The 25,164-nt window shown below is 51.3% G+C and carries 17 protein-coding genes; 4 read left to right on the plus strand and 13 right to left on the minus strand.

Annotation, left to right across the window (positions count from 1 at the left end):
- Window positions 1-117: 117 nt before the first annotated feature.
- Window positions 118-1,410 carry a UDP-N-acetylmuramate--L-alanine ligase gene (gene murC / locus DQG23_RS28640; RefSeq protein WP_113034533.1) on the minus strand — a complete coding sequence of 431 codons (1,293 nt, stop codon included), beginning with the start codon at window positions 1,408-1,410 and terminating at the stop codon, window positions 118-120.
- Window positions 1,411-1,706: 296 nt separating this feature from the next.
- Here murC and DQG23_RS28645 point away from each other — a divergent pair, with 296 nt between their 5' ends.
- The 3 genes from DQG23_RS28645 (at window position 1,707) to DQG23_RS28655 (ending at window position 5,985) form a co-directional block, all read left to right on the plus strand.
- Complete coding sequence (locus DQG23_RS28645) at window positions 1,707-3,326, plus strand: MDR family MFS transporter (RefSeq protein WP_113034469.1); 1,620 nt, start codon at window positions 1,707-1,709, stop codon at window positions 3,324-3,326.
- A gap of 139 nt (window positions 3,327-3,465) precedes the next feature.
- Window positions 3,466-5,499: a Na+/H+ antiporter gene (locus tag DQG23_RS28650; protein ID WP_113034470.1), complete on the plus strand. Its 2,034-nt coding sequence runs from the start codon at window positions 3,466-3,468 to the stop codon at window positions 5,497-5,499.
- A 27-nt stretch (window positions 5,500-5,526) separates the two neighbouring features.
- Window positions 5,527-5,985 (plus strand): MarR family winged helix-turn-helix transcriptional regulator, encoded by a 459-nt coding sequence (locus tag DQG23_RS28655; RefSeq protein ID WP_202865964.1) that lies wholly within the window; start codon window positions 5,527-5,529, stop codon window positions 5,983-5,985.
- A 169-nt stretch (window positions 5,986-6,154) separates the two neighbouring features.
- On the opposite strand, the gene DQG23_RS28660 is transcribed toward DQG23_RS28655, so the two are convergent.
- From DQG23_RS28660 to DQG23_RS28690, 7 genes are all read right to left on the minus strand, one after another.
- Window positions 6,155-7,690, minus strand: coding sequence for an MDR family MFS transporter (locus DQG23_RS28660; protein WP_113034472.1), 1,536 nt, complete (start codon window positions 7,688-7,690; stop codon window positions 6,155-6,157).
- 230 nt (window positions 7,691-7,920) lie between these two features.
- Window positions 7,921-8,607 carry a response regulator transcription factor gene (locus DQG23_RS28665; protein ID WP_113034534.1) on the minus strand — a complete coding sequence of 229 codons (687 nt, stop codon included), beginning with the start codon at window positions 8,605-8,607 and terminating at the stop codon, window positions 7,921-7,923.
- A gap of 6 nt (window positions 8,608-8,613) precedes the next feature.
- A complete protein-coding gene (locus DQG23_RS28670; protein ID WP_113034473.1) occupies window positions 8,614-10,092 on the minus strand; it encodes a sensor histidine kinase in 1,479 nt (492 codons plus the stop codon).
- 69 nt (window positions 10,093-10,161) lie between these two features.
- Complete coding sequence (locus tag DQG23_RS28675; RefSeq protein WP_113034474.1) at window positions 10,162-10,908, minus strand: ABC transporter permease; 747 nt, start codon at window positions 10,906-10,908, stop codon at window positions 10,162-10,164.
- Entirely contained in the window at window positions 10,901-11,641 is a 741-nt protein-coding gene (locus DQG23_RS28680) for an ABC transporter ATP-binding protein (protein ID WP_113034475.1), read from the minus strand. Before DQG23_RS28680 ends, DQG23_RS28675 begins: the two co-directional genes overlap by 8 nt.
- Window positions 11,642-11,776: 135 nt before the next feature.
- The gene (locus tag DQG23_RS28685; RefSeq protein WP_113034476.1) at window positions 11,777-12,700 is read right to left on the minus strand and encodes a hypothetical protein; all 924 of its coding nucleotides are present in this window, start codon (window positions 12,698-12,700) and stop codon (window positions 11,777-11,779) included.
- 364 nt (window positions 12,701-13,064) lie between these two features.
- Window positions 13,065-13,946 (minus strand): helix-turn-helix domain-containing protein, encoded by an 882-nt coding sequence (locus DQG23_RS28690; RefSeq protein ID WP_113034477.1) that lies wholly within the window; start codon window positions 13,944-13,946, stop codon window positions 13,065-13,067.
- A gap of 443 nt (window positions 13,947-14,389) precedes the next feature.
- Between DQG23_RS28690 and DQG23_RS28695 the strand changes: the two genes are divergently transcribed.
- Window positions 14,390-14,617, plus strand: coding sequence for a hemolysin XhlA family protein (locus DQG23_RS28695; protein WP_113034478.1), 228 nt, complete (start codon window positions 14,390-14,392; stop codon window positions 14,615-14,617).
- Between the two features lie 70 nt (window positions 14,618-14,687).
- On the opposite strand, the gene DQG23_RS28700 is transcribed toward DQG23_RS28695, so the two are convergent.
- The 5 genes from DQG23_RS28700 to DQG23_RS28720 form a co-directional block, all read right to left on the minus strand.
- A complete protein-coding gene (locus DQG23_RS28700; RefSeq protein WP_158560743.1) occupies window positions 14,688-18,542 on the minus strand; it encodes a cohesin domain-containing protein in 3,855 nt (1,284 codons plus the stop codon).
- A gap of 46 nt (window positions 18,543-18,588) precedes the next feature.
- Window positions 18,589-19,614 carry an S-layer homology domain-containing protein gene (locus tag DQG23_RS28705; protein ID WP_113034480.1) on the minus strand — a complete coding sequence of 342 codons (1,026 nt, stop codon included), beginning with the start codon at window positions 19,612-19,614 and terminating at the stop codon, window positions 18,589-18,591.
- Window positions 19,615-19,628: 14 nt separating this feature from the next.
- Window positions 19,629-23,279, minus strand: a complete 3,651-nt coding sequence (locus DQG23_RS28710; protein WP_113034481.1) for a DUF4838 domain-containing protein — start codon at window positions 23,277-23,279, stop codon at window positions 19,629-19,631.
- 29 nt (window positions 23,280-23,308) lie between these two features.
- Entirely contained in the window at window positions 23,309-24,145 is an 837-nt protein-coding gene (locus DQG23_RS28715) for a carbohydrate ABC transporter permease (protein ID WP_113034482.1), read from the minus strand.
- 100 nt (window positions 24,146-24,245) lie between these two features.
- Window positions 24,246-25,154 (minus strand): carbohydrate ABC transporter permease, encoded by a 909-nt coding sequence (locus tag DQG23_RS28720; protein WP_113034483.1) that lies wholly within the window; start codon window positions 25,152-25,154, stop codon window positions 24,246-24,248.
- Window positions 25,155-25,164: the final 10 nt, after the last annotated feature.

The following is a 25,164-nucleotide window of genomic DNA, read 5'->3' on the forward strand; positions in this document are numbered from 1 at the left end:
GGACTCGTCGCAAGTGACCAAAAGCATCATCAGCCTAAAAAGAAAACGGTTAAGCAGACTCCAGTCCGCTCAACCGTTTTTTTGCATCAAACGCCTCTTATGGGGCTATCCCCTTCGTTACGATTGAAATAACACGTCTTGATACTTCTGTATGTCTCCCGCTCCCATAAAAACAAGGATGGAGTCGTTGTAGGGCGACATGTCGGAGGTAATGTTTTCGGATACGAGCCGGGCATTGGGAATCCGCGTTCTGAGATCGTCAATCGAGACGCTTCCTTTCCCTTCTCTTGCCGACCCGAATATTTGACACAGATAAACGTCATCGGCATCGCTCAGCGAGAGAGCGAAATCGTCCAACAGCTTCTCCAGTCGGCTGAATGTATGCGGTTGAAAAATACCGACGACTTTCTTGCTCGGATACTTGCTTCTTACCGCTTCGAGCGTCGCCCTGATCTCGGCCGGATGGTGGGCGTAATCGTCGATCACGACGTTAGAGCCCCATTTTTTCTCCGTAAATCTTCGCTTGACTCCCGAGAACGTAGCCAGCTGCGCTTTAATCGTCTCCATATCGAGGTCCAGAACCAAGGCCGTTCCGATAACCGCCATCGCGTTCAAAACATTATGTTTGCCGAAGACGGGAATGGCGAATCGGCCGATACCGGTATTTTTATAGGAAACGTCGAAGGTTAGTCCGGTACTGCCCGCTTCAAGATTGGATGCTCTAAGCTCATTGTTCTCTCCGAAGCCATAATGCAAAATATCGGCAGACGTCCGCAGCAACCGTATTTGCGGATCGTCCCCGCAGACGACCAGCTGCTTGCCGGTTTGGGAAGCCATCTCTTCAAATGCGTTTCTGACATCGTCTATATCGCGAAAATAATCCGGATGGTCGAAATCGATATTCGTAATTACCGCTATGTCAGGCTTATAAGCAAGGAAATGACGTCGATACTCGCAGCTTTCGAATATGAATAAACGCGCATCGGGATATCCTTTGCCGGTTCCGTCTCCAATCAGGCTGTTGGCCGGTTCGACCGCGTCGAGCGCATGTACCATCATTCCGGTAGTTGTGGTTTTGCCGTGTGCGCCGGTGATCGCAATGCTCGTATATCCTTTCATCCATTCCCCGAGAAAATGGTGATACCGATAGACTGGGATCCCAAGCTCCTTGCAGCGGACGATCGAGGGATGGCTGTCGTCATATGCGTTTGAGGCGATGACCTTCATATTTGAAGACAATGGTGCGGTCCCGAATGCGTATATTGGAATATTCCGCGAGTCGAGCGGCATTTGCGTAAACAGAAAGGATTCGATATCTTCTCCTTGCACCTGATTGCCAAGATCGGATAATAGTTGCGCTGCTGCGCTCATCCCGCTTCCCTTAATGCCGATAAAATGAAAATTGTCCATAATGACCTCCAGAAAAAAGTAATCGGGATAGTATATGTCGATCAGAGAATTGTGCTCTTGCCTATATGCCATTATACAAAACCGTCCTCCGATATCATAGCGGACGTCCGGATGGACGGTTCACATCGGTCCGACCACAGCAATGCAGCGCTGCAATGCGTGCCGGAAAAAGCGCACCGTTTCAGCTTCATAACTTACGATTTACCGCCTCCGCCAAAATATATAGGTTGCCAACCTATTTAATTTATGTTTTAATACATTCATGCTAATTTATTCGATGGGAGATGATTGTTTCTATGAATCACTTGTCGCAAAAGCAAAAAGTGACGGTCATGATCGCTCTGATGGCGGCGATGTTTTTCGCTTCCATCAATCAGACGATCGTAAGCTCGGCGATGCCCCGAATTATTGCGATGCTCGGCGGCATGGACTATTACTCATGGGTCATTACCATCTTCATGCTGATGTCTACGATTTCTACCGTGCTTGTCGGTAAATTATCCGATATATACGGCAGAAAGCCGTTTTTGCTCGGCGGCATCATCATTTTTATGATCGGCTCTTTTTTGACGGGATTATCCGCAGATATCTTTCAAATGATCGCATTCAGAGCCATCCAAGGCGTCGGCGCCGGCATTCTGATGTCCACGACGGTTACGGCCGTCGGCGATTTGTTCGCTCCGCGCGAGAGAGCCAAATGGACTGGAGTCATGATGGCGATCTTCGGCTTTTCCAGCATTCTCGGCCCTACGCTCGGCGGCGTCTTGATCGATCATATGGCATGGAAGTGGCTGTTCTGGATCTTCCTGCCGCTCGGCATAGTTGCGCTTGTTATGATCTGGCTTATGTTTCCCAAAGCGGAGCGCTCTTCCTCGGAATCGATCGATTACTGGGGCTCGATTGCCCTTTCGGCCTCCATCGTTTGTCTCTTGTTAGGTTTCTCTTGGGCGGGAAATAAATACGCTTGGGATTCGCCCGAAATACTTGGCCTCTTTTCGGCGAGCATCGTGGGCATCGTTATTTTGATTTTGGTCGAACGGAAAGCGGCAAGTCCCGTATTGCCCTTATCCTTGTTCAAAAACGGCATTGTCACAATCTCCAACTCCGTCGGTTTTCTGATGAACGCCGGCATGATGGGCGCCATGATTTATTTGCCTTTCTTCGTGCAGGGCGTGGAAGGCTTGACGCCAACGCAATCGGGATTTGTAAACATACCGATGTCGCTTACGATGATCATTCTCAGCACACTGGTAGGCCGCTGGATTTCCAAGTCGGGGAAATACAAGCATTTCGCGCTCATCGGCGTAGCGATTATGATCGTCAGCATGATCATGATGGCTTACATGAACAGCGTAACAATGGCCGTGTTAAGCATGACGGTCTTCGGCATCGGACTCGGGTTAAGCATGTCCGTCTTTACTTTGACCGTGCAGAACGCGCTGCCCCCGTCACAGCTCGGCGTCGCCACCGCGACTTCCACGCTTTTCCGGAACCTTGGCGGAACGATCGGCATCGCCATTTTCGGCTCGGTCATGAACTCTACTATGGCACGCAATATGGAGCAAGCCATGTCCTCCGGAGCCGGCGTAGACTTATCCAAGGTAGACTCGGGAACGGCCGCAAAATTATCGGAGCTGATGGACCCTAAGCTGCTGATGAATCAGCCTATGCTGGCGGAGCTGCAAACCAAGCTGCCCGAGCAGATCCAGCCGCTGTTCGCGCAGATGCTCGACATGCTTCGTTCCGTTCTGCACGATACGCTGTCCAGCGTCTTTTTCCTTGGAGCCGCTTTGGTAGCTTTAGCTCTGGTACTCACCTTCTTCCTTAAGGAAATTCCGCTGCGCACTTCCAACAAAATGCCCGGCAAACAGGAAGAACAGCAAGTGCATAATCTCCAGGAGTCTACTGCAAATTAAATTCGAGAATAAGACGTTCATGCTCGGTGGGCCAAAAACGGTTATGAACATTCGGCTCGCTAGCGCTTCTACGCGAAATCCACTCTAAATATAGGCGTGCCGTTTGTTCCGGCACGCCCTTCCCGAAAGGAGAGTGAAGATGGAGTTATTCGAAACGATTTTGGTTCTCCTTGCTATTATCGGGGTGTCCAACATCATCAATCGCCAAGTTCCGTCCATCCCCGTTCCGCTTATCCAAATCGCGCTCGGCAGCGCCATCACCTTCATTCCGGGTTTTCATCTGCCGGCCCTGGAGCCGGAGCTTTTCTTCCTGCTGTTCATCGCTCCGCTCCTCTATAACGACGGCAAGCATACACCCCGCAGCGAGCTGTGGCGGCTTCGCGCGCCGATATTGCTGCTGGCCGTCGGGCTTGTTTTCGCAACCGTTTTTGTCGTCGGCTATGCCATTCACTGGATGATTCCGTCCATTCCCCTTCCCGTCGCATTCGGACTCGCCGCGATCCTGTCGCCTACGGATGCGGTAGCGGTCAGTTCGCTTGCAGGGAGAATCCGCCTGCCCAAGAGCTTAATGCATCTGCTCGAAGGTGAGGCGTTGATGAACGACGCTTCCGGTCTTGTCGCTTTTAAATTCGCAATAGCCGCCGCGCTAACCGGCGCATTCTCATTGCCGAAGGCGAGCGTTAGCTTTCTGATCATCGCAATCGGCGGCCTGGTTGTGGGGGCGGTCTTGGCTTGGCTTATAACCGGCTTTCGTTTCCTGCTGCGCAGATCCGGTCTCGAGGACGAAACGATGCATATGCTGATCCACCTGCTGACACCGTTCGCTCTTTTCCTGACAGCCGAAGAACTGGGCGTATCGGGCATTCTCGCTGCGGTTGCCGGCGGCGTCGTGCACGCGGTCGAACGCGACCGGTCCCAGAAAGTGATGCCGCGTACGAACGAGGTTTCGGACAACACATGGTCGGTCATCTTGTTCCTCTTGAACGGACTTGTATTTGTCATCCTGGGCTTACAAATTCCCGATGTTTTTAGTACTATATTTGAGAGTCCGGAATTTAACAATTTCGAAGCGGTCGGTTATGCTTTCGTCATATTCGTCATGCTGATCGTACTCCGGTTTTTGTGGACCTTCGCTTTTTCGAAGGGCGGCAGGTTATTCCGCATCGGCAAAAACAAAGACAAGCTCTCTTTCAAAATACTCGCCATGACGTCCATATCCGGCGTCCGAGGAGCCGTTACGCTTGCGGGTGCCTTCTCCATTCCGCTGTTCGTCGATAACGGCGATCCTTTTCCGGAGCGCAGCTTGGTCATCTTTCTGGCAACGTTCGTCATCCTGCTCTCGCTGCTTGCCGCAAGCATCCTCCTCCCTATTTTGGCCAAGAGCGATGAGGAAGGGAACGAAGCGGAGCGCGTACGGAAAGAACGCCAAGGGCAGCTCAAGATGATGAACGCAGCCATTCAAGCGGTACATCACGCGACGAATACGGATAATGAAACGGAAACCGCCGCTGTCGTCAAAGATTACGAGCGATGGATCAGGCAGATTAAGCCGGATAACGGACGCAGGCAGGGAAGCCTGCGGATTCATAATAAGAAAGAAGCCGAGCTGCGGATCGCAGCGCTCGGAATCGAGCGTGAAACGGTACAGAGCTTACTTGTGAACGGCAAAATCAGCAAAGAGCACGCCGCTATATTTATGAGAAGCCTGGAGCAGCTCGAGCTCGCTTTGTCGCGGTGGACGCATCTTTGGGCCGTTATGCTGAAGGGTATGGTCAGAGGGCTTAAGCAATTGCTGTCCGGGAAAGAATCGCAGCATTCGCACAAGCTGTCCGTCTCCGATAGGACCGCGCTGCGTAACGTGAAGCTTCAAACATGCCAGGCGGTTATCGAAGCGTTCGAGAAGCTGCCTTCCGGCCCGAACCGCCATGAAGCGGCGGACATTTGCAGCCATTACCATGCCGTGGCGGACCGATTATCGGAGCCTCATCCGATGCTGCGGGATCATAACGAAGGAAATGAAGAAGTGAAAAGAGATTTGCATTGGATTGCGATCCAAGCGGAACGGGACGAGGTTCAAAGCTTGTACGAGCAAGGCGACATTACCCGCGATATCGCTACCGAGCTTAGACGTATCATCCGAAACCGCGAAGCGTCCATTCTCGAGCAGGAATAGTACACTGAAGTAGAGGTGAAATATACCGTGAGTGAAGAGATGTCCTCTCTTGTTAAGGAAGTGACCGAAGCCTTCCATCAGTTCGCTAAATCCGATTGGCGCAAACAATCCGTCTCCGGCATTAAATCGAGCGAAGTCCGCGTTCTGCTTTGCCTGAAGATGCTCGCTAACGAGAATGAACACGGCGTCAACGTATCCGATATTAGCAAAAGGCTTTCCGTAACTTCCCCCACAGTCACTCAAATGGTCAAAAGTTTAATGGCAGAAGGTTATGTGGAACGCTATAACGACCCCCGGGACAAGCGGATTACCCTGCTGCGGCTGACGGAAAAAGGAGAAGCCGCCGCTCAGAAAGCGTACGAGCGGTTCACGGTTGTTTTTACCGGCCTTGTCGAGAGGCTTGGGGAAGAGCAGAGCAGATCGCTTATCGTACTGCTTAACCAGATTTACAATTATTTCGTCGAAATAGCCGACACCGACGAATAAAACGTAAACATGCTGAATGCAGCAAAATACGCTTCCAGCCACGTTAACGGTGGTCCCGGAAGCGTATTTGTTTATAAGGCGAGGCCGGCCCACTCCGTTCTGCTCTTCCGGATCAGGGACCGCCCTGTATTGAACGTTTCGTTTGATCGCGCCGGAGCCCGCCTCCCTCTCACTCCGCCATTTCGACGCGCGTTTGGACGGCTTGTTCCTTCTCCGCTTTCGACGGGATTAATAGCCGGGTATTGCCCATGTTCATAACGGCTATTAACGATAAACCCGCAGGGATGAGCGCCCATAGAAACATCGTCGAGATCGAAGAGGAAAGCGCGTCGACGATTTTATCCATAATCTCCGCCGGAATCGCAGCCCGCTTCTCCGGAGACAGCAGCTCGCGGGTATCCCCAAGCGAGACGCCGCCTGCCGTACCTCCCGTTTCGCCGAAAGCGCCGCTCAGCAGGTTCCGCTGCAGGATGCCGAACACCGTCAGCCCCACCGTCATGCCAAGCGACCGGACGAACGCCATCGTCGAATTCGCCGAGCCCCTCTGCCGCATATCGAAGCCATGGATAGCCGCCATGCCAAGCACCGAGAACGAAAATCCGACGCCTAACCCCGCTGTGATCATATAAACGCTCAACAGCCATTTCGACGTGTCCGGCGTAATCGTGCTCAGCAGGAACGTGCCCAGCACGAACACGACGGCGGATAAAATCATGACATTCCGGTAGGAGGTCTTCGCCGCGAGCGTTCCGCCGATTTGAGCGGCCGCCACGGAGCCGAGCGTCATCGGCAGCAGAATAAGCCCCGAATTCGTCGCCGTTCCTCCCGTTACCCCTTGAATGTAAATCGGAATGTACATGGCAAACGTAATAAAAGCCGCACCGTACAACAATCCGGTGACCGTACTGGCCGCAAACAGCCGGTTCTTGAACATCGCGTAGGAAATGATCGGCTCCTCCGCTTTCGTTTCCACGATCAGGAACACGATCAACAGAACGGCCGCCGCCGCGAACAAACCGAGAATGAACGTCGAATCCCATGCATATTCCTGTCCGCCGAGCTCCAGCGCGAACATCAGGCAAACGATCGAGCCGACGAGCGTCGCAGCCCCCCACCAGTCGATCCGCTGTTTGGAATGCTCCATCGATTCATGGTAGAAAAATATAATAAACGCCAGAGCGATCAAGCCGATCGGCAGATTGATGTAAAAAATCCAGCGCCAATCGATATAGTCGGTAATATAAGCGCCGAGCAGCGGTCCGAACAGGCTTGAGGTCCCGAAGACGGCTCCGAACAAACCTCCCATGCTGCCCCGCTTCTCCGGCGGAATGACGTCGAACATGACCGTGAACGCAATCGGCACCAAAGCGCCGCCGCCGATCCCTTGGATCGCCCGGTAAATGCTCAGCTCCACGATGCTGCCGGCCATACCGCATAAAATCGATCCCGCTAAAAACAGGACGATGCCCAGCACGAAAAACCGTTTGCGCCCGTACATATCGGACAGCTTGCCGAAAATCGGCATTGCCGCCATCTCCGTCACCAAGTACGCGGAAGTTACCCAGACGAATTTGTCGAGCCCGCCGAGATCGGAAACGATCGTTCCCATTGCCGTCGCTACGATCGTGTTATCGATCGCCGCCACGAATATCCCGAGCAGCAGCCCGGCTATGACATAACCTAACTTGCTTTTTTGTTGAGCCATAAGATTACCGAAAGCCTCCTTCAAATGATCCCTTTATCGTATTCGTAAGATTGATTATAAACGGCTAACACTGACAACAGCGTGTCAGTGTTTTGAAGACGAGAAATATCGTTTAGGATTCTTTTTCACACGCTTCACCGAAGTCCGCAGCTTATAATGAGAACGCAAAAAAACCTTCTCTCTTCTGCAAGATGAAGGTTTCGGCCATCTGACACACGCTTAAGGGAAAGTTAAGCTCTGAACCGGTAACCCGCTCCCCATATCGTCTCGATGAATTGCGAGTTGTCCGGGTTCATTTCGATTTTTTCCCGCAGCTTCCGGATATGCACCGTGACCGTAGAGGTGTCGCCGAGCGAGTCCATCCCCCATAGCCGCTCGAAAAGCTGATCCTTGCTGAACACCCGGTTCGGATTCGAAGCGAGAAATACGAGCAGATCGAACTCCTTGGTCGTCAGAACCACCTCTTGATCGTGCACGAAAACCATCCGCGTCGCCGTATCGATCGACAGTCCCCGAATCCGCAGCTCTGTGGAAGGAAGCTTGCTGCCGACCAGCCGCTCGTAACGGGCCAGATGCGCCTTCACCCTGGCGACGAGCGCGCCCGGGCTGAACGGCTTCGTAATGTAATCGTCTGCTCCGAGGCCGAGACCGCGAATAATGTCGATATCCTCTTTCTTGGCTGTGACCATCAGTATGGGAATATCGCGCTTTTCGCGGATTTGCCTGCACAGCTCGAAGCCGTTTATTTTGGGAAGCATCAGATCGAGAATGATCAGGTCGTATTCCCCGTGCAGCCCCATCTGCAAGCCTTGCTCTCCGTTGGCCGCAATGTCAACGCGAAAGCCGCTTATCTCCAAATAATCCCGCTCCAGCTCCGCGATGCTCTGCTCGTCCTCGATCACCAGAATGGATTTCATCATGGATCACCTCTCTTTCCCGCCGGCCGGCGGCAGCTTTTTTAACGCCATAAATATTGTAGTGCCTTCACCTTCCGCGCTCTCCGCCCAAATCTCGCCGCCGTGACCTTCGATAATCTGCTTCACGATGGCCAACCCCAGTCCGCTTCCCCCGGTTTCGGAATTCCGCGATTGCTCCGCCCGGTAGAAACGGTCGAAAATATGCGGCAGCGCAGCGGCATCTATCCCCGGCCCGTTGTCGGAAATCCGGATCAGAACGGCGCCGTCCGTTTCGGACGCTTGAAGCGCGATCCTTTTGTCGTCTTTATCCATATAGTTCACGCAGTTGCGGATCACATTATGAATGACCCGAATGAATTTATCCCGGTCCAGCGAAACCCACGTCCCCGGCTGCAGCGCGATTTCGGAACGGAAGCGGAAGCCCGTTTTCTCCAGATCGAACCGCAAATCCTCGGAGCAATCCTGCAAAAAGTCGGCCATATCCACACGCTCGAACGCAAATGGCAGCCGCTTTAAATCCAGCTTCGAATACAGAAACAGCTCGTCGATCAGGCGGTCCATCTCTACGGATTTCGCATAGATCGTGTTTATATATTTCTTCATTTTTTCCGGCGTATCGGCGATCCCGTCCTGAATGCCTTCCACATACCCTTTTATCGCGGTGATCGGCGTTTTCAAATCATGCGAGATGTTGGTCACAAGTTCCTTGCGGTTCTCTTCGTACTGGAGCTGCGTTTCGATCGACGATTTAAGCTGCGCCCGCATTTCCTCGAAGGCGACGCCGAGCTGGCCGATTTCGTCTTTGCCGGAAACCTCGACTTGAAAATCCAAATTCCCCTCTTTGATTTGCTTTACGGCATGCCTCAGCCCGTTCAGGGGTCGAATGATGCTGCGGGACATAAAAAAAGTCAGCGCCGTATGCGTCAGCACCAAAATAACGACAAGCAGCAAAAAAAGAACCGGAAAAAATTTACGCGCGAAATTGGCGAAAGGACTTAGCGACGTCACGACAAATACGCTTCCCTGCGTCTGATCCGGCAGCAAATAATCGTATTGGCCGACCGAATACACTTTGCCGCCGAGCTTCTCGGAAATATGCTCGTCTCGATAGCCCGGGTGCTTGAAAGCGGACAATTGCCCGGTCAATTCCGGCAAATTGACGGATTCGGATATATAGGTCAGCCGGTCTCCTTCCCGAACGATCAGCCCGGCTTGATTCGGCGCAAGCTTCCGGTCCGTCTCCGCCAAATAATCCGCTTGCGACAAACGCGCCGGATCCGTTTCGGCTGTGCGGCCGATATCTTCTATCAGGCGCTCGTCACGCCAAAACGCGCTCTGCCCGCGTTCCTCGCCGTACATATCGTGCAAATTTTGCAGGTCGCCGCGGAAGACGACGACAAGCAGCAGCACGGTTATGAACATGAGTACGACCGGCACGACGAGCATGGCCGCATAGGATAGTATAAGTCTCAGCCGTATCGACATCGCGCCGCCTCCTCTTTACGGGCCGTTCCCGGCATCCGCCGGTAAGCGAACGCTTCGGCCGGGCACCGTTTACGCTTCTTTTTTATCAAACATAAAATATCCGAGGGACAAAAACAAGGCGAAGCTCGAAATGAGCAGCAGCGAGGTAAGTGCCAGCTTGCCGCCCGCAACCGCGGGACTCAGCCAGAGCATATGCCAATCCGTGTAAGAGGCCGGCGAAAATGCCGTAACCGCGCTCTCGAAAAACGGAAGCAGCTTTGCGGCCGCATACAAAATGATCGATCCGACGATCGCGCTGCCGGCGCTTTTGAAAAACTGCGCGATAAAAACGAACGCCGATGCGAGCGCCGACATAGCGACGAATGCGGCCGCATACGCGACGACCGTTCCGAACAAGCCGCCTCCGATACCGTTCGCGCTTGCGAATAAGCCGCAGACGACCGTAACCGTCCCCAATACGGCTAGCAGGACGCCGATTCCGATGACGAGAGCGGCCATTTTGGCTGCGTAGATGCGGAAGCGCGTAATCGGACGCAGCAGAGCGAGCTTCAAGGTGCGGGATGCGATTTCGTTCGGAAACAGGTCGGCCGCCGTCAAAAAGATGAATAGCGGGATCCAGAACACCGTATACAAGCCGAGCATTTGCACAGGGAACGACCCGCCGTCGGCCGCAAATCCCAATACCGGACGAAGGGCATGGAGCGACAGCGCCAATAGTACCGGGACCAGCGCGGAAACAAGCAGGAATGCGATCGTCTTTTTGCGGTACAGCATCAGCAGCAGCTCGCTTTTCAAACCGGCCTGAAAGCTAAGCATGGACATTCCCCTTTCTCGCTTTTTGCAGCTCGTCGATGTAGAACGATTCCAGCGACTGATTATGCAGCAGCAGCTCCGAAACGTTTCCTTCCTTCCGCAAAGCGCCTTCGAACACGATGCCGATCCGGCTGCATAGCTGCTCCAACTCATGAATCATATGGCTTGAGATGATAAAGGCGGTGCCCTTCTCCTCCGCCAGCCGCTTGACCACATTGCGAAAAATGACGGTTCCTTCGATATCGAGCCCGTTCGTAGGTTCATCCAAAATAACGAGCTTCGGGTCCGGCAGAACGGCCGCGGCCAGCGCCAGCTTTTGCTTCATGCCCGTCGAGTAGTGTTTGATTTTATCTTTGCGAACGTTGAGCAAGCCGACCTGCTCCAGCGTTTCGTCGATTTTCTTCTCCGTGATGTAAGGGTAATAATAAGCGACCATCCGCAAATACTGGGAAGCGTTCAGGAAATCGTGAAAATCCGCCGATTCGATCATACAGCCCACAGGCCGCATCGCCTTTTCAAAATGCTCCGTTATATCGTATCCGAACAAGGATATGGAGCCGGTTTTCGCCCGGATCAAACCCGTCATCAGCTTGAGGATCGTCGTTTTGCCCGCCCCGTTCGGTCCGAGCAGCCCGTATACGTCCCCTGCGCGAAGCTCGAGACTGACGTCACGTATGCCCCGGCCGTTCGCGTAAAGCTTCGTTGCCCGCTTCATTTGCAAAATCGCCGCCGTCATTGGGTTCGCCCCCTTCTCCTTGTGAAATATATATGGTAGAGCAGCCGCACCGCGCGGCTCCAGGATCCCGGCGCACGGTGCGTCACTGCGGGGACGGCGCTAGGCCATGCCCTACCCTTGCGATCTTATCTAGGCTTACCGCCCGTGTCCCCGTTTCCACTTATGCTCGTTTTCGATCGTTTGTATCGTTTGGCCCGTCAGGTCCGCTTGGTCCGGCGTCGTGTTGTTGTAGTCGGAGAAATCCGCATTCAATTGCAGAGAAACCACATGCGGCGTCCCCGCGTCATCTTTGCCGGAAATCGTAATAGCCGCTTCCTGATGCGTAATGAAGTTCGATTCGTCGATGACCGCCTTCAAGCCGATTTTGTCGATCTTGATGTCTTGGCTTAGCTGCGGCTTGTTCGCAAGCAAATTTTTGTCAAAAGGAAGCTTGCCCTGACCGTCGGCCTTTTCCCGCTCGCCGAAGCCGCCGTGCCCATCCGCTGCCCGTTTGACGGCTATCGGCACGATCGCGTTTACGACGGCGGGAATTTGCGCGCCCGTAAGCTCAACCGAAACCTCCTTGGACCCGTCCGCTTTCTCGTCGACGGCGACGTAATCCTTCAAATTGCCGACGAGCGCGTCAATAACCGTTTCTACCTGCTGCGGTATCGCCGGGTCAACTGACTCATTGGACTTCGAGCGCTTCTCCTTCTCCGGATCGCCCGGCTTGACATAATAGACGTCGCTGTCGTCCGTTTTGAATACCACGCCGTCATCCTGCTTATAGAAGCTCAGCTTCTGGCCGGCCCCGCCGCTCGCCACTTCGATTCGCCCGCTTCCGGTTCCGTTATCGCGGCTGGCTTTAAAGCTGCCGTTCGCGCTGGTCAGCACGGCGCCGTTATCCTTCACGGCCGCCTCCGCTTGTACGCTGAAGCTTGCCGCCGACTTCGTCGTTTTAAGCGCCGATTTATACGCGTCATACCCGGACGTACCGGCCATGACCGACATCCCCGCCGTCACCATCACGATACTGCTGATGCCGACGGCGCTTCCTAACGCCACCCATTTCTTCTTCATAGTCTGCCTCCTCGTTAACCAAGATTTCGTTACAAATCCATCGTACACGCCAAAAATGAAACGCCCATAAACCAACTATTAAATAAATATTAACTATCGGCGATAGGTAAGGATAAACGCCTACCGGCGTCTTTGACGCTGGCGTTTACCGAGATTTAGAGCCACTTCCACGATATACTTTCTGATAAATCAAGGATAAACGGCTTCGCCGTCCTAAACGTTTTCGAAGAAAGCGACTTCGTAAGCATAAGCTAATGACATGCCCGTTTACCCAAATAACCCGCGGCAACGGCAAAAAAGCCTCGAAACGCCGGCCCGGCAGGTCCGTATACGGCTTTTCAAAGCTTCATAAACAGCTATTCGATTAAGGCTCCGCAATAACGGCTTCGTTACCGGATATAAAATGGGCCACCTTGCCGACAATTTGCATCTGCTGGCTGCGATGGTACACCATCGGCTCGAATTGATCGTTCTCCGAAACGAGGATGGCGTGCTCCTTCGTCATTTTAAACCGTTTGATCGTGGCGCGGTTTTCCACCATAACGAGCGCTATCTCGTTGTTGTTGACCATGTCCTGCTGGCGGATGATCGCATATCCCTCGTCCGTTATGCCCGCACCAACCATACTGTGGCCTTTGACGCGTACGGCAAAGCATTTTTTGTACTCGGCCGGGACGCCCAAATAACCCTCGAACATGCGAATCGCTTCGATCGGTTCGCCCGCGGCGGCTTCTCCCCAAATCGGCACCATATCGGAATAGTCGGACACAGCCTCCGTCAGGCCGGCGGCACCGTATTTTGCGGCAGCGGATTTTTCCCGGATCACCCTCCGGTCATTGCGGGAGGCGGCCGATTTCGAGTAGGCGTGCGTCTTCGCCAGCTTCATGGCCATCGTCTTCAGAAGCTCGATTTCGTCGTCCGGCAGCGATAACGCTTCGTTGACCAGCTCCTGCAGCGATTGCGGCGTAAGGCTGATCGGAGCGCCGGCAAGCCCGGCTTCGGCCGTAAATTCGCCCGTCTGCCAGCCCGTTTCGGATAATGCCGCGCCCATCCCCTTCAGAATCCAATCCGTCGGCACCTGAAAAAATTCCGACAGCGCGACGATCGAATTGCCGCCGGGTATGCTGCGCTCCTTTTCCCATTGGTTGACGCTTCCTCTGGAGGCGCCGATTTCATCCTCGAGCTCCGCCATCGACATCCCCCTCGTCGTGCGGAGATGCTTGATTCGCTTCCCTATCGTATTCAAACCGACCTACCTCCCAAGGATATACAACTTGCCGCCGACCGCCGACGCTCGCGGGATAAACGTCTGCCGGCGGACGCCGGCATTGCCGCGCCGCTTTTAATCTTTCCGATACGTGAACAAAGTTCGCTTATTATTTTCTTCAAAACTGAAAAAATTCCACAAACTAGTTGCAATCACTGATTATTTTCAGTATTATAACCGTACGGGACAACCATCCCTTCTTGAATTATAGAATAAATTCAGTGTTTTGGCTATCGGCAAGTCGCAAAAGCGCTTTTTTCACTAAAATAATGAGCCTGGCACTGAAAACGTTCATTGCCTAGGACGGAAGCGCGGCTGCGCCGGCCGCCGGCCGCCAGCTCCCGATGGAGGCATCCGACCTCGGCAATGGGTTTCCGATCCATGCATTTCATAATAATCCTTTAAGAAAGGGTGATAGGAGGATGACGAACGACGACAAGAACGAGATCTTACAGCGCTTAACGCGTATGGAGACGAAGAGCGACATCATGGGGAACGTAAGGGAGGTAGCTAATGAAGCGTCGCAGTCGGCGAATTCGGCAAACAAGCGAATCGACGAGCTTGCGGACAATCAGCGGTGGTTATGGCGCACCGTTATCGGCGCATTAATCATTGGCGCGATCGGACTTTTGTTGAAATGGAAAGGGTGACTTCAACCGCGCTCGACTTCTCTCCTTGCTCTGAAACGAGCAAGGAGAGAAGCCGATTACGCGCTCAACGTTAGCTTACTATCGTCCTGGCAACCGCCGCGAGATCAAGGAAGTCGATTTTACCGTCTCCGTTAACATCCGCTTTTTTCGCTTCATTCCAATCGGGACTGCCGCTTCCTTTGCCATAATGTGCGGCGACGATGGACAAATCGCCTATTGATACTTTTCCATTGGCATTGATGTCCATATTGTTTTCACTTGCCGTTACCTCAACATTTACGGATGACAATGCCGCTTGAACTTCATCTCCTTGTTCGTCTTTCAGCGCCGCACTCTTAATCGAAATTAAACCTGAAGCTGCTTGCGGTATGGATTTCGCTCTGAAAGTAAGCTCCACCACCTGGGCATTGCCTGTGATTGCATGCTGCGCATCTTCGCTGGCAATAGTCAACCGAAGCTTGCCCGCCTGTTCATTTTGGGTATCAACAATACTTACCCCTTGGATTAACGATTCCGCAGATACAAATTCCAAAACGGAAGCATCGTAATCCAACTGTACATCTTGTGCGTATACAGCTTGTTGCACATTGCGGAGTCCGTAATTTACTTTAAATTGCGATCCCGAAAGCACCGTGCTTGCACTCGATGTTAACGTGCTTTGGTTCGATTTCTGTTTCTTGAGACTGATATCGTCTACGTAATAATTCCCTTTACCCGTCTCCGGCAATGACTCGGTAATAATCATTGCAGAGGCAAGATCCCCGGTCCAGGTTATATTGACTGTGCCCGACGATCTCGTCCAACTGCCGCTTCCGACGGTGTCAGTAGAACCGGCATAGGCAAAGGCTGAGCCGCTTGTGTTATATACGACAATAGCCGCATACATGTTTTGCGAATCCGCTTCTGTCCGCAGCATCGCTCCAAAGTCGTAAAGCCCTTGGCCGTTTGCCGCTAGAGCATCTGTAATATCCTGTTTCACGCCCGTGTAGTTTATTGCCCGATCACTAATCTTAAGCGAGTTAGCGCCTGAATGAACCGGAGAATTCACGATATCGAAAGTAACGGTATTGTAGTACGTCCATCCGTCCAACCCATCTTCAAACCCGGGGTTTACGATAAGCTCTTCCGGATCATCCCCAAGTATGTCCATCGTAAATGAGGAGCCGGCAACATCCGTGTCCATTTCCTCCATCGACACTCTAATATCGGTAACGGATACTTCCGTATTTCCCTTGGCTGCGTCTGCTTTTATGGAACCGAACAAGGTTAGCAAATCTCCTTCGCTTTGTACCGCACCGCCTGCCATGGTGATGTATATTTTCCCTTGTTCTGCGTTTACCTCGCTGGATAGCAGCTCGAATCCCGTCCGCGAATTCGAATAAGCCTCTTCCGCCAGCGCTTGATAAGTGCCTCCATCGTTTTCACGCGTCACCGTTTCGGTGGCAAACTGCAGCTTTGCCGCATCGTAGTTCACAACGCCGCGCCATGTCGTGAAGTTTAACGGGTCACCGGCAATGCCGATTTGTAAATCGACGGCACCGCCTCGCTGGACCGATGCCGGACCGCCCAACCGGGCAGCAGGCGGTTTCTGTTTTTTGAGACTGACATCGTCAACGTAGTAGTCCCCTTTACCCGTTTCCGGTAACGACTCGGTAATAATCATCGCAGAGGCCAGTTCCCCAGTCCACGTAATATTGGCTGTGCCCGACGATCTCGTCCAGCTGTCGCTTCCAACGTTTTCAGTGGAGCCGGCATAGGCAAAGACCGAGCCGCTTGTGTTATATACGACAATAGCGGCATACATGTTTTGCGAACCCGACTTCGTTCGAAGCATTGCCCCGAAGTCATAAAGTCCTTGGCCGTTCGCCGATAGAGCAGCTGTAATATCCTGCTTCACACCCGTGTAGTTTATTGCCCTTGCACTAATTTTAAGCGAGTTAGCTCCGGAATGAACCGGAGAATGAACGATATCGAAAGCACTGGTATTGTAGTACGTCCATCCGTCCAATCCCTCTTCAAACCCGGGGTTTACAATAAGCTCATCAGGATCAACCTTAAATACGCTCATCGTAAATGAAGAGCCCGCAACATCCGTGTCCATTTCCTCCATCGACACTTTAAGATCGGTAAGAGATATTTCCGTATTTCCCTTGGCTGCACCTGCTTTTACGGAACCGAAAAGGGTCAGCAAACCCCCCCCATTGCGTACCGCATTGCCTGCGCCGTTACTTGCCATCGTGATGTATATTTTTCCTTGTTCTGCGTTTACCTCGCTGGATAGCAGCTCGAATCCCGCCCGCGAATTCGAATAAGCCTCTTCAGCCAGCGCTTGATAAGTGCCTCCACCGCTTTCGCGTGGCACCGTTTTGGTGGCAAACTGCAGCTTTGCCGCATCGTAGTTCACTACGCCGCGCCAGGTCGTGAAGTTCAACGGGTCACCGGCAATGCCGATTTGTAAATCGACGGCATCGCCTGGCCGGGCTGAAACCGGACCGTCCAACCGGGTAGATGGTTCTGTAATTGTCTTGTAAATAATGACCGGATTCCAAAATATTTTATCGCCTGTCGAATCGCTGTTTGGATTCGCAACGAAATAGAGAACGTCGCCGGCCTGCACTTCAATTGTTGATTTCATGGGAAAACCGGTCTTATCGTTAGCTTGAAGCTGCTTCCATTCGCTATCCTCCGGCCAAATTCGTATATTGTTTTTTAACAGCTTAAAGCGCACGCCGTCTCCTGAAGCATCGCTTTTACGAATATTTCCGTTAGTCGCGATTTGTATCGTACCCGACTTTGGCGCAACCCACTTGCGAACGGCTTCGTTGATGTCCGGCTGTTGAAAATCCGGCCCTACCGTCAACTGATTCGCTCCCTGCCACAATAGCTCTCCCGCATTCCAGTTCAAATCCGTATAGGTGCTGCCATCCCCTTGTTGATAGGACCAGCCTCTTGTTCCTTGTACGGAACTGAAATCAAGCGAAGCGCCATATAGATTATCGTTAGGCCCGCTGCTTGCGATGACGCTTTTCCCGACCTGAATATGCGTATTTTTCAAATAGGAATCATACCGCGGGTCCGTTTCGTCAAGAAAAACTTTCAAACCCTCCCACCACTCCGCTGATGAGAAAATGAACGGAAGAATACCGACGACCCGCGGCTCTTTTAAAGCCAGCTCATAATGCCGCAGCAGTTCCTGCTGCATGCCGTCGGATGTGTTATCTCCGCTGAATGCCCTCGGGATGAGCCAGATATCCTGGTTTTTGTTTGCTAGCGCTTTCAATCTTTCATGATAAAGTAAATATTCTCCAAGGTCCCAACCGCTGTAATAATCGAAGCCGACGTCTGTGACATATTCGAGATATTCACTTCTTATACCGTCCCCCGTATTGCCGGGATCCAAATCGTACAATGCGCTAACTTGCATTACTCTTGTATCGGGATAATCCTCCCTGATCAGCTTGGTAACAAATCTGAATTTTTCTTCACTAACCCCGTTCCACCAAGGCTCATCGAAATAAAAAGCAAGCACGTTGTCTTCAAGGCCGGTTAATGTTTGTTTCAGCGTTGTCCAGTTATTTTCCCATGATTCGACCAAATGTCCGCCGTTTTCAAAACCACCCGTAAAGAAAATATCAAAGACATTGAGAATGACTTGCATGTTTTGCGAGGCAGCCGATTCAATAGTATCCCGCAAGGTTTCGCCGTAAAGCCAACCGTGAATAACGGCAACGTTGCTATTCCCCCACTTTCCGACAAGTTGAATATACTCATCCGTCGGCTTGCCGGCGGTAGGCCCATCCATACCATAGTAGCCGAAGTATTGCAGCCGTTCGTTAGAATTACTCGATGCCGAGGCACCGATAACGCTGAATATGTTCATGATAATTAACAGCATCAAGGATATGATTGCAGCCTTCATTCTCATTTGCTTGCCTCCTCGCATGAAATAAGAAAGCGGTTCGCTATACGGTTTATAGCAATCCTGATGATGACATCAGTCTCTTGATCACTGTCGCAGCTTCCGCTCGCGTCGCCAAACCGTCCGGTATGAATTTCTCCTCCGCTCTGCCTGTCATGATTCCTAATTGAACGGCGGTTTCGATATCGGCTCTAGCCCACTCGCTAATCGCATCCGAATCTGCAAACGACACCCTATCCGTGCCCCCCTCCGATACGGCACCCGGAGAAAGCTTAATCGCTCTGATCAGCATGACAGCCATTTCTTCTCTTGTAATGTTTTGGTCCGGCGCAAAGCGAGTATCTGTAATGCCATGAACAATCCCTGCTGCATAAGAACGATTAATAGCATCCTTATACCAGGAAGAAGATGCGACATCCGTAAAAGGCATTGTCGTGTCAGCGGCTTTAAGATCAAGCGCCCGGGATACCAGCGTCGCAAATTCCGCTCGCGTTACAAGCGCTTCCGGCGCAAAGCGATCTTCGCTTATTCCCTTAATAATGCCTTTCGATGCCAATAACTCTATATCTTCCTTGGCCCAATGTCCCTCCAGATCCACAAAGCTTTTCTTCTGGGAATGAACGGAGACGCTGTCGTTTACGGAATAGGTACGATCGGACAAATCGTGCGTAATCGTCCTCATGGACGTCCATTTCACATTGAAATTTCCGTCCCGTTTCATAATAAAATTCAAAGTTCCGATCTTAAAGTCTCCGCTTTCTCCCGGCTTGTTGCCGATTTTGGAATGAGCAATTAAAATCTCATTGTTTGTGACTATCGGCGCGGCCGAGAACCCTCCCATATCGGATGTCGCTTCCGCCAGCTCCAAATCATTCGGATCAAAAGTAAATTTCGCCTCATATCCGTACAAATCCGTAATATTTTTACCGCTCATCGTTATCGTAATTTTCCCGTCGACAGGTTGATTGGCAGTTAAATGAAACGATGGTGTCGTTTCCGCATATGCGGGTTTAAGAACCATAAACGGCAGGCAGGTTAGAAGAATCAGCGTACTAATAAATGCAAGCTTGCGCGTCAAAAATTACCACCCTTTCACTCTAGTATTTTCCTGGCCACTGCCACGAGATCAAGAATATCGATTTTGCCGTCGCCATTTACGTCCGCTTTTTTAAGCTGCTCCGGATCGGAACTGCCGATAATCGCTCCGTAATATTGGGCCACGAAAGATAAGTCGCCAACGGATACCTTTCCGTCTTGATTGATGTCTTCTTTACTTTCGCCGTTGCCATTGCTGTTGCCGCCGGTGCCGGTGCCATTACCGTTACCATTACCGTTACCATTACCATTGCCATTGCCATTGCCATTGCCATTGCCATTGCCATTGCCATTGCCATTACCATTACCCTCGCCGTTGCCATTGCCGTTACCGTTACCGTTACCATTGCCCTCGCCATTGCCATTGCCGTTACCGTTACCGCCGCCCGCGGCAGCCGTTACGGCAATCGAGATCGATGACAATTCCGCTTCCATTTCATTGCCTTGTTTATCTCCTAGCACGCCGCTTGCAAGCGAAATCAAGCCTGAAGCGGATTGCGGCAAGGATTTTGCTTTGAACGTAAGCTCCGCCACCTGGGCGTTGCCTGTGATTGCATGTTGCGCGCCTTCGCTCGCAATAATCAGCCGGAGCTTGCCCGCCTGTTCATTTTGGGTTTCAACAATATTGACCCCTTGGATTAACGATTCGGCAGATTCAAATTCCATGACGGAGGCATCGTAATCCAACTGAATATCTTGCGCGTATATTTCTTTCTCTACATTGCGGAGTCCGTAATTTACTTTAAATTGCGTTCCGGAAGGCACGGTGCTTGCACTTGCCGTTAATGTGCTTTGGTACGGTTTCAGTTTTTTGAGACTGATATCGTCTACGTAATAGTCCCCTTTACCCGTTTCCGGTAACGACTCGGTAATAATCATTGCAGAGGCCAGTTCCCCGGTCCACGTAATATTGGCTGTACCGGACGATCTCGTCCAACTGTCGCTTCCGACGTTTTCAGTGGAGCCGGCATAGGCAAAGACCGAGCCGCTTTTGTTATACACGACAATAGCCGCATACATGTTTTGCGAATCCGTTTCCGTCCGCAGCATCGCGCCAAAGCCATAAAGCCCTTGACCGTTTTCTGCTAAAGCATCCGTGATATCTTGCTTCACGCCCGTGTAGTTTAACGCCCTCGAACTGATCTTAAGCGACTTTGTACCTGAATGAACTGGAGAATTAACGATTTTGAAAACACTGGTATTGTAGTACGTCCATCCGTTCAATCCGTCTTCAAACCCGGGGTTTACGATAAGCTCATCCGGATCGACCGGCTGTTCCTGATCCGGAGCCCCTGTCCAAAGAAAAGCAGGACCCGTTATACCCCCAATGCCCAACTCATCTATTGACTTGTTGACGACCGAAACGACAATTACGTTATCTTGTCCAACCTTGACTGCGTTTGTAATGTCAAATTCCCAAGGCACAACCGTCGGGACGCCTTTCGATTTGGGTTGAATTTCTATACCGTTGACCCAAACCCGCGGGCTTTCGTCAATATCGCCAAACCAGAGGCGAATCGGTTTCTCTGCATATTCCGCAGCAACCTCCACTGAAGTACGGTACCAGATTTCGCCTTTATAGTAACGTAAGCCTTGATTGGACCAAGTATCGGAATAGGTTTTTAATTTCATCCAGGATTGCGTACCCGCCTCCGGTTTCCACAGCCCCAGATCCGCGCCGTTTCCGCCCGGAACAAGCATTGCCAACCATTCGTCCGGCAGAGCGGCGATCATCTTGTTTCCATCTGCCACACGTTCATAAGCTTGCTCCATCGGATTTTTCCAAAAGGTGTCTAAATAACCGCCTGCCCACGGGTGGATGATTACAGGAGAATGCAGAGCCGCGGCATCTAAAAGCGCGTTAGCCTCATCGAACGCCTGCTTCGCCGTCACAAAATCGAATTGCTCATAAGCATTCCGCATCTCGAAAAACAATTTGCCAAACTCTAATGCGGTGCGGTTCATCTTAACGCGCTCTGCATATTTGGAATTCGCCGGCGCCAGGCTTTCCGCTTGGGATAAAGTATCTTCGAGAGTCGCCATCACATCCGCCGTCAGTATTCTAGCGAAATCATGAACGTTCCCGGTGTAATAATCCGCATGAGCAAACGCATCTTCAAGCTCGCGAAAGTGATTCCACATCGGTTCCGCCGCCGGTCCGTAATACTTCGAGAAATAGTCGCTTAACGTTGCCTGAACATCAAGCTCCGGGTTCCAGCTTAATTTGGCCATTAAATAGAGCGAAGGCCCATGATAGGCCCAAGATGGCAGCCCTTCGAACCGAAGCTGATTAATTCCCTCTTCATGGAAGTACTTCATTTCCTCCGTTATGCGATTTATCATCGAAAAAGGCAGTCCGGGATCAGCTAAATTGTACATATACGTGTAGAAGGCTACGGGAACGCCCCGCTTCTCCCACCCATCCTTTAGATCCTTTAAATAAGCGCGCTCCCATGACATACCGTTACTGAGCGAGTGGATGCGATCCACTGTAATCGGGGCGATAACCGGTAACAGCTTGGGACTAGGAATTTCACTAACGGGAGGCCTCATGTAGCGGAAATAGGCAAAAAATGCGATGCCGACATCCGGATATTGATCCTCAATACGTTCCAGAATCAGGTTGTAAAATTTTACATATCGGTCCGTAATCGAATTACCGCCCAGCAGAGGATCGTAATCTAAGGCGTCCCAGTCCGTTACGCCAAAATCGTCGCCATCATCCGGCCCCATATCGATGTATTTGGTATCCGGGTTTTCCTCAAGGTATTCCAACACCCCGTCGACGACACAGCTCAGCACTTCCGGTTTTGTCACATCCAATTGGTTCGTCGGTTTCCCATTGACTTGAATATATAAATCCGGCCGCTCGGTGGATTTAATATCGCAAGGAAGTCCGTGCGCGCCAAGCGCGATACTGTTGTTCCCCCGCACATGCTGCAGCCATTTCTTTCCTTCGAACTGATCGACGTAATCGATCGGTTCCTGAGAAAACAGATAATCGATCCCGCCTACATAACGGTTAATCACGCCGGGATGCTGGATCGTATTTTGCTCCTGTACGCGAATCGTTTGCAGCGACGGAATCTCCGTCCCGATATCCCCTGGAGCGAACCAACGAACGCCTATTTGCTCCAGCAGCTCGAAAGCGGCAAACAACACCCCTCTGTCAGAAAGTCCGACTAATTGAATGCGATCACCTTCGACGGACAGACGAAATGAATCGGAATCGGCGCCGTTTTGCTGGATTTGCCCTAATTGCGGGTCAGGTGCAGCGCTTCCAATAAAGATTTTGACGCCCTCGGCAGCGGCCGAATCCATTACTATGGACAGTTCCGCTCCCGATATTTGTTTCAAGTAGTGCTGCAGCTCTTGAGCAGCCTGCTCCTCCAGAGCTGTTGGCGCATTCGTTACTACGATCGCCGCACGACTTTCTCCCCCCACTACAAGCGCTAAACCATCAGCATTTAATTGTTCTGCGGAAACGGAATAGGAATCGTCGAATTCCCCCATCACGTTCGGCATACTTTTCGGTTCAGCACCGGCTGCATGAATGATTTGCGGCGGCAAGCCGGCCGACATAATGAAGGATAGTAGGAGTGCCAAACAAACATACAGCGATGTCTTTCGAACAAAACGGTTTTGCATTCTGATCCTCCTCTTTTTTACTGCCGGAATTACTTCAATCCACTTATGAGCATGCCTTTGGTCAAATATTTTTGAGCGAACAAAAACACCGATGCCGTCGGGATCAAGCTGAGAAAAATACCTGCCAGCACGACCGGATAGTTGGTGACATACTGTCCTCGGAAATAGGATATCCCTACGGTAATCGTCATCTTCTCAGGCGAGTTCAAGTAAATTAACGGACTGATCAAATCGTTCCAATGAGCAATAAAATTGAGCACGACCAGCGTAGCTAACGCCGCTTTGACAAGCGGAAGAAAGATCGAGATGAAAATTCGGAACGGACTGCAGCCTTCCAGCTTGGCAGACTCGTATAAAGCGTCTGGGACGGCCATCATGTGCTGCCTTAGGAAAAACACGCCGAATGCAGAGCCTGTCCAACTGGGTAAAATAAGCGCCCATAAGCTATCCATCAATCCTACCGTCTTGATAATAATAAATAAGGGAATCATCGTCACAACCGAAGGTATCATCATAACGACGAGCACCATCGCAAATAACGTTTCACGCCCCTTGAACTGCAGCTTTGCGAATACGAAGGCTGACATAGCGCTGGCGAAGACGCCGCCTAACGTGGCCAAAACGGACACAAACACACTATTCTTAAAAAAAGACAGCATAGGTATTTCGGTTAAAATGGTGACGTAGTTATCAAACGTCCATTTTTTGGGAAAAAAGTTGGTGCCGGAAATGATTTCGTAGCTGCTTTTAAACGTTGAAAGCAACAGCCATAAAAACGGGAAGACGATGACCAGGCTCAATCCGAGCAGAATGGCATAGCAGATTACTTTAAGCGAAAGCGGAATGTTCTCATTAGTAGTCTTCATCAGGTCCTCCGGTTATTGGAATACCTTCGCAGGGGATTTTTTATTGCTGCCGGGCGTATTGAAGGTGTATGACCCAGACATAACCGAAACGCAAAAAGCGTTATAGATCGTAATGCACCCATCTCTTCTGAATTCTTAATTGAATCACCGTAATGATTAAGATGATGATGATCAAAATGTAGGACAATGCCGAAGCATAACCCATTCGGAATCCCTGAAAAGCCTCTTTGAATATGTATTGCACAATAGTTAACGTCGAATTGGACGGCCCCTTCAGCAAATAAACTTCGCCAAACATCTGGAATGCCGCAATAATCTGCGTAACAAGGATAAAAAACGTGGTCGGAGTAACCAATGGGATCGTAATTTTCCACATCTGCTGAAATTTTGACGCGCCGTCAACCCGACTGGCTTCGTAGAAGTCCGGGGGTACGTTTTGCAGTCCTGCCAGGAAGAGCAATGCAATGTACCCCATTCCACTCCACAATGTCATAATAGCGATCGAACCCATCGCATGACTCTCATCCATCCAATAGACTTTAGAGAGCCCGAAACTCTGCAGAATTTGATTAAGAAAACCGTTTGCGCCATACAAATACCCCCATACCAAGGCGATGGCCACAACCGAGCAAGCCGTAGGAAAAAAGTAAGTAAGCCGGAATAATTGGATGCCTCGCAGCTTCTGGTTTAACAATACCGCAAGAAAAAATCCGATAACTAGCTTTGCCGGTATTGTGATGAGCAGGAAAAACAGCGTATTGCGCATCGCTTTCCAAACCAGTTCGTCCCCGATCATCGTTCGGTAATTGGACATCTCGACCCATTCCGCTTTGCGCACAATATCCCAGCTTGTAAAACTCATGGCAAAACCGAATAAAGCCGAAAAATAAACTAAAGCAATACCCAATAATAACGGGATTAGCAAAATAAATGCCCATAATGCGTCCGGACTCAAAAACTTCTTCTTCGCCGGCTTTCTTTCAATTACGCTAGAGTGTGTATCGCGCAAAAGTTACACC

It is taken from the genome of Paenibacillus contaminans (genome assembly GCF_003285015.1).
Classification (GTDB): domain Bacteria; phylum Bacillota; class Bacilli; order Paenibacillales; family NBRC-103111; genus Paenibacillus_V; species Paenibacillus_V contaminans.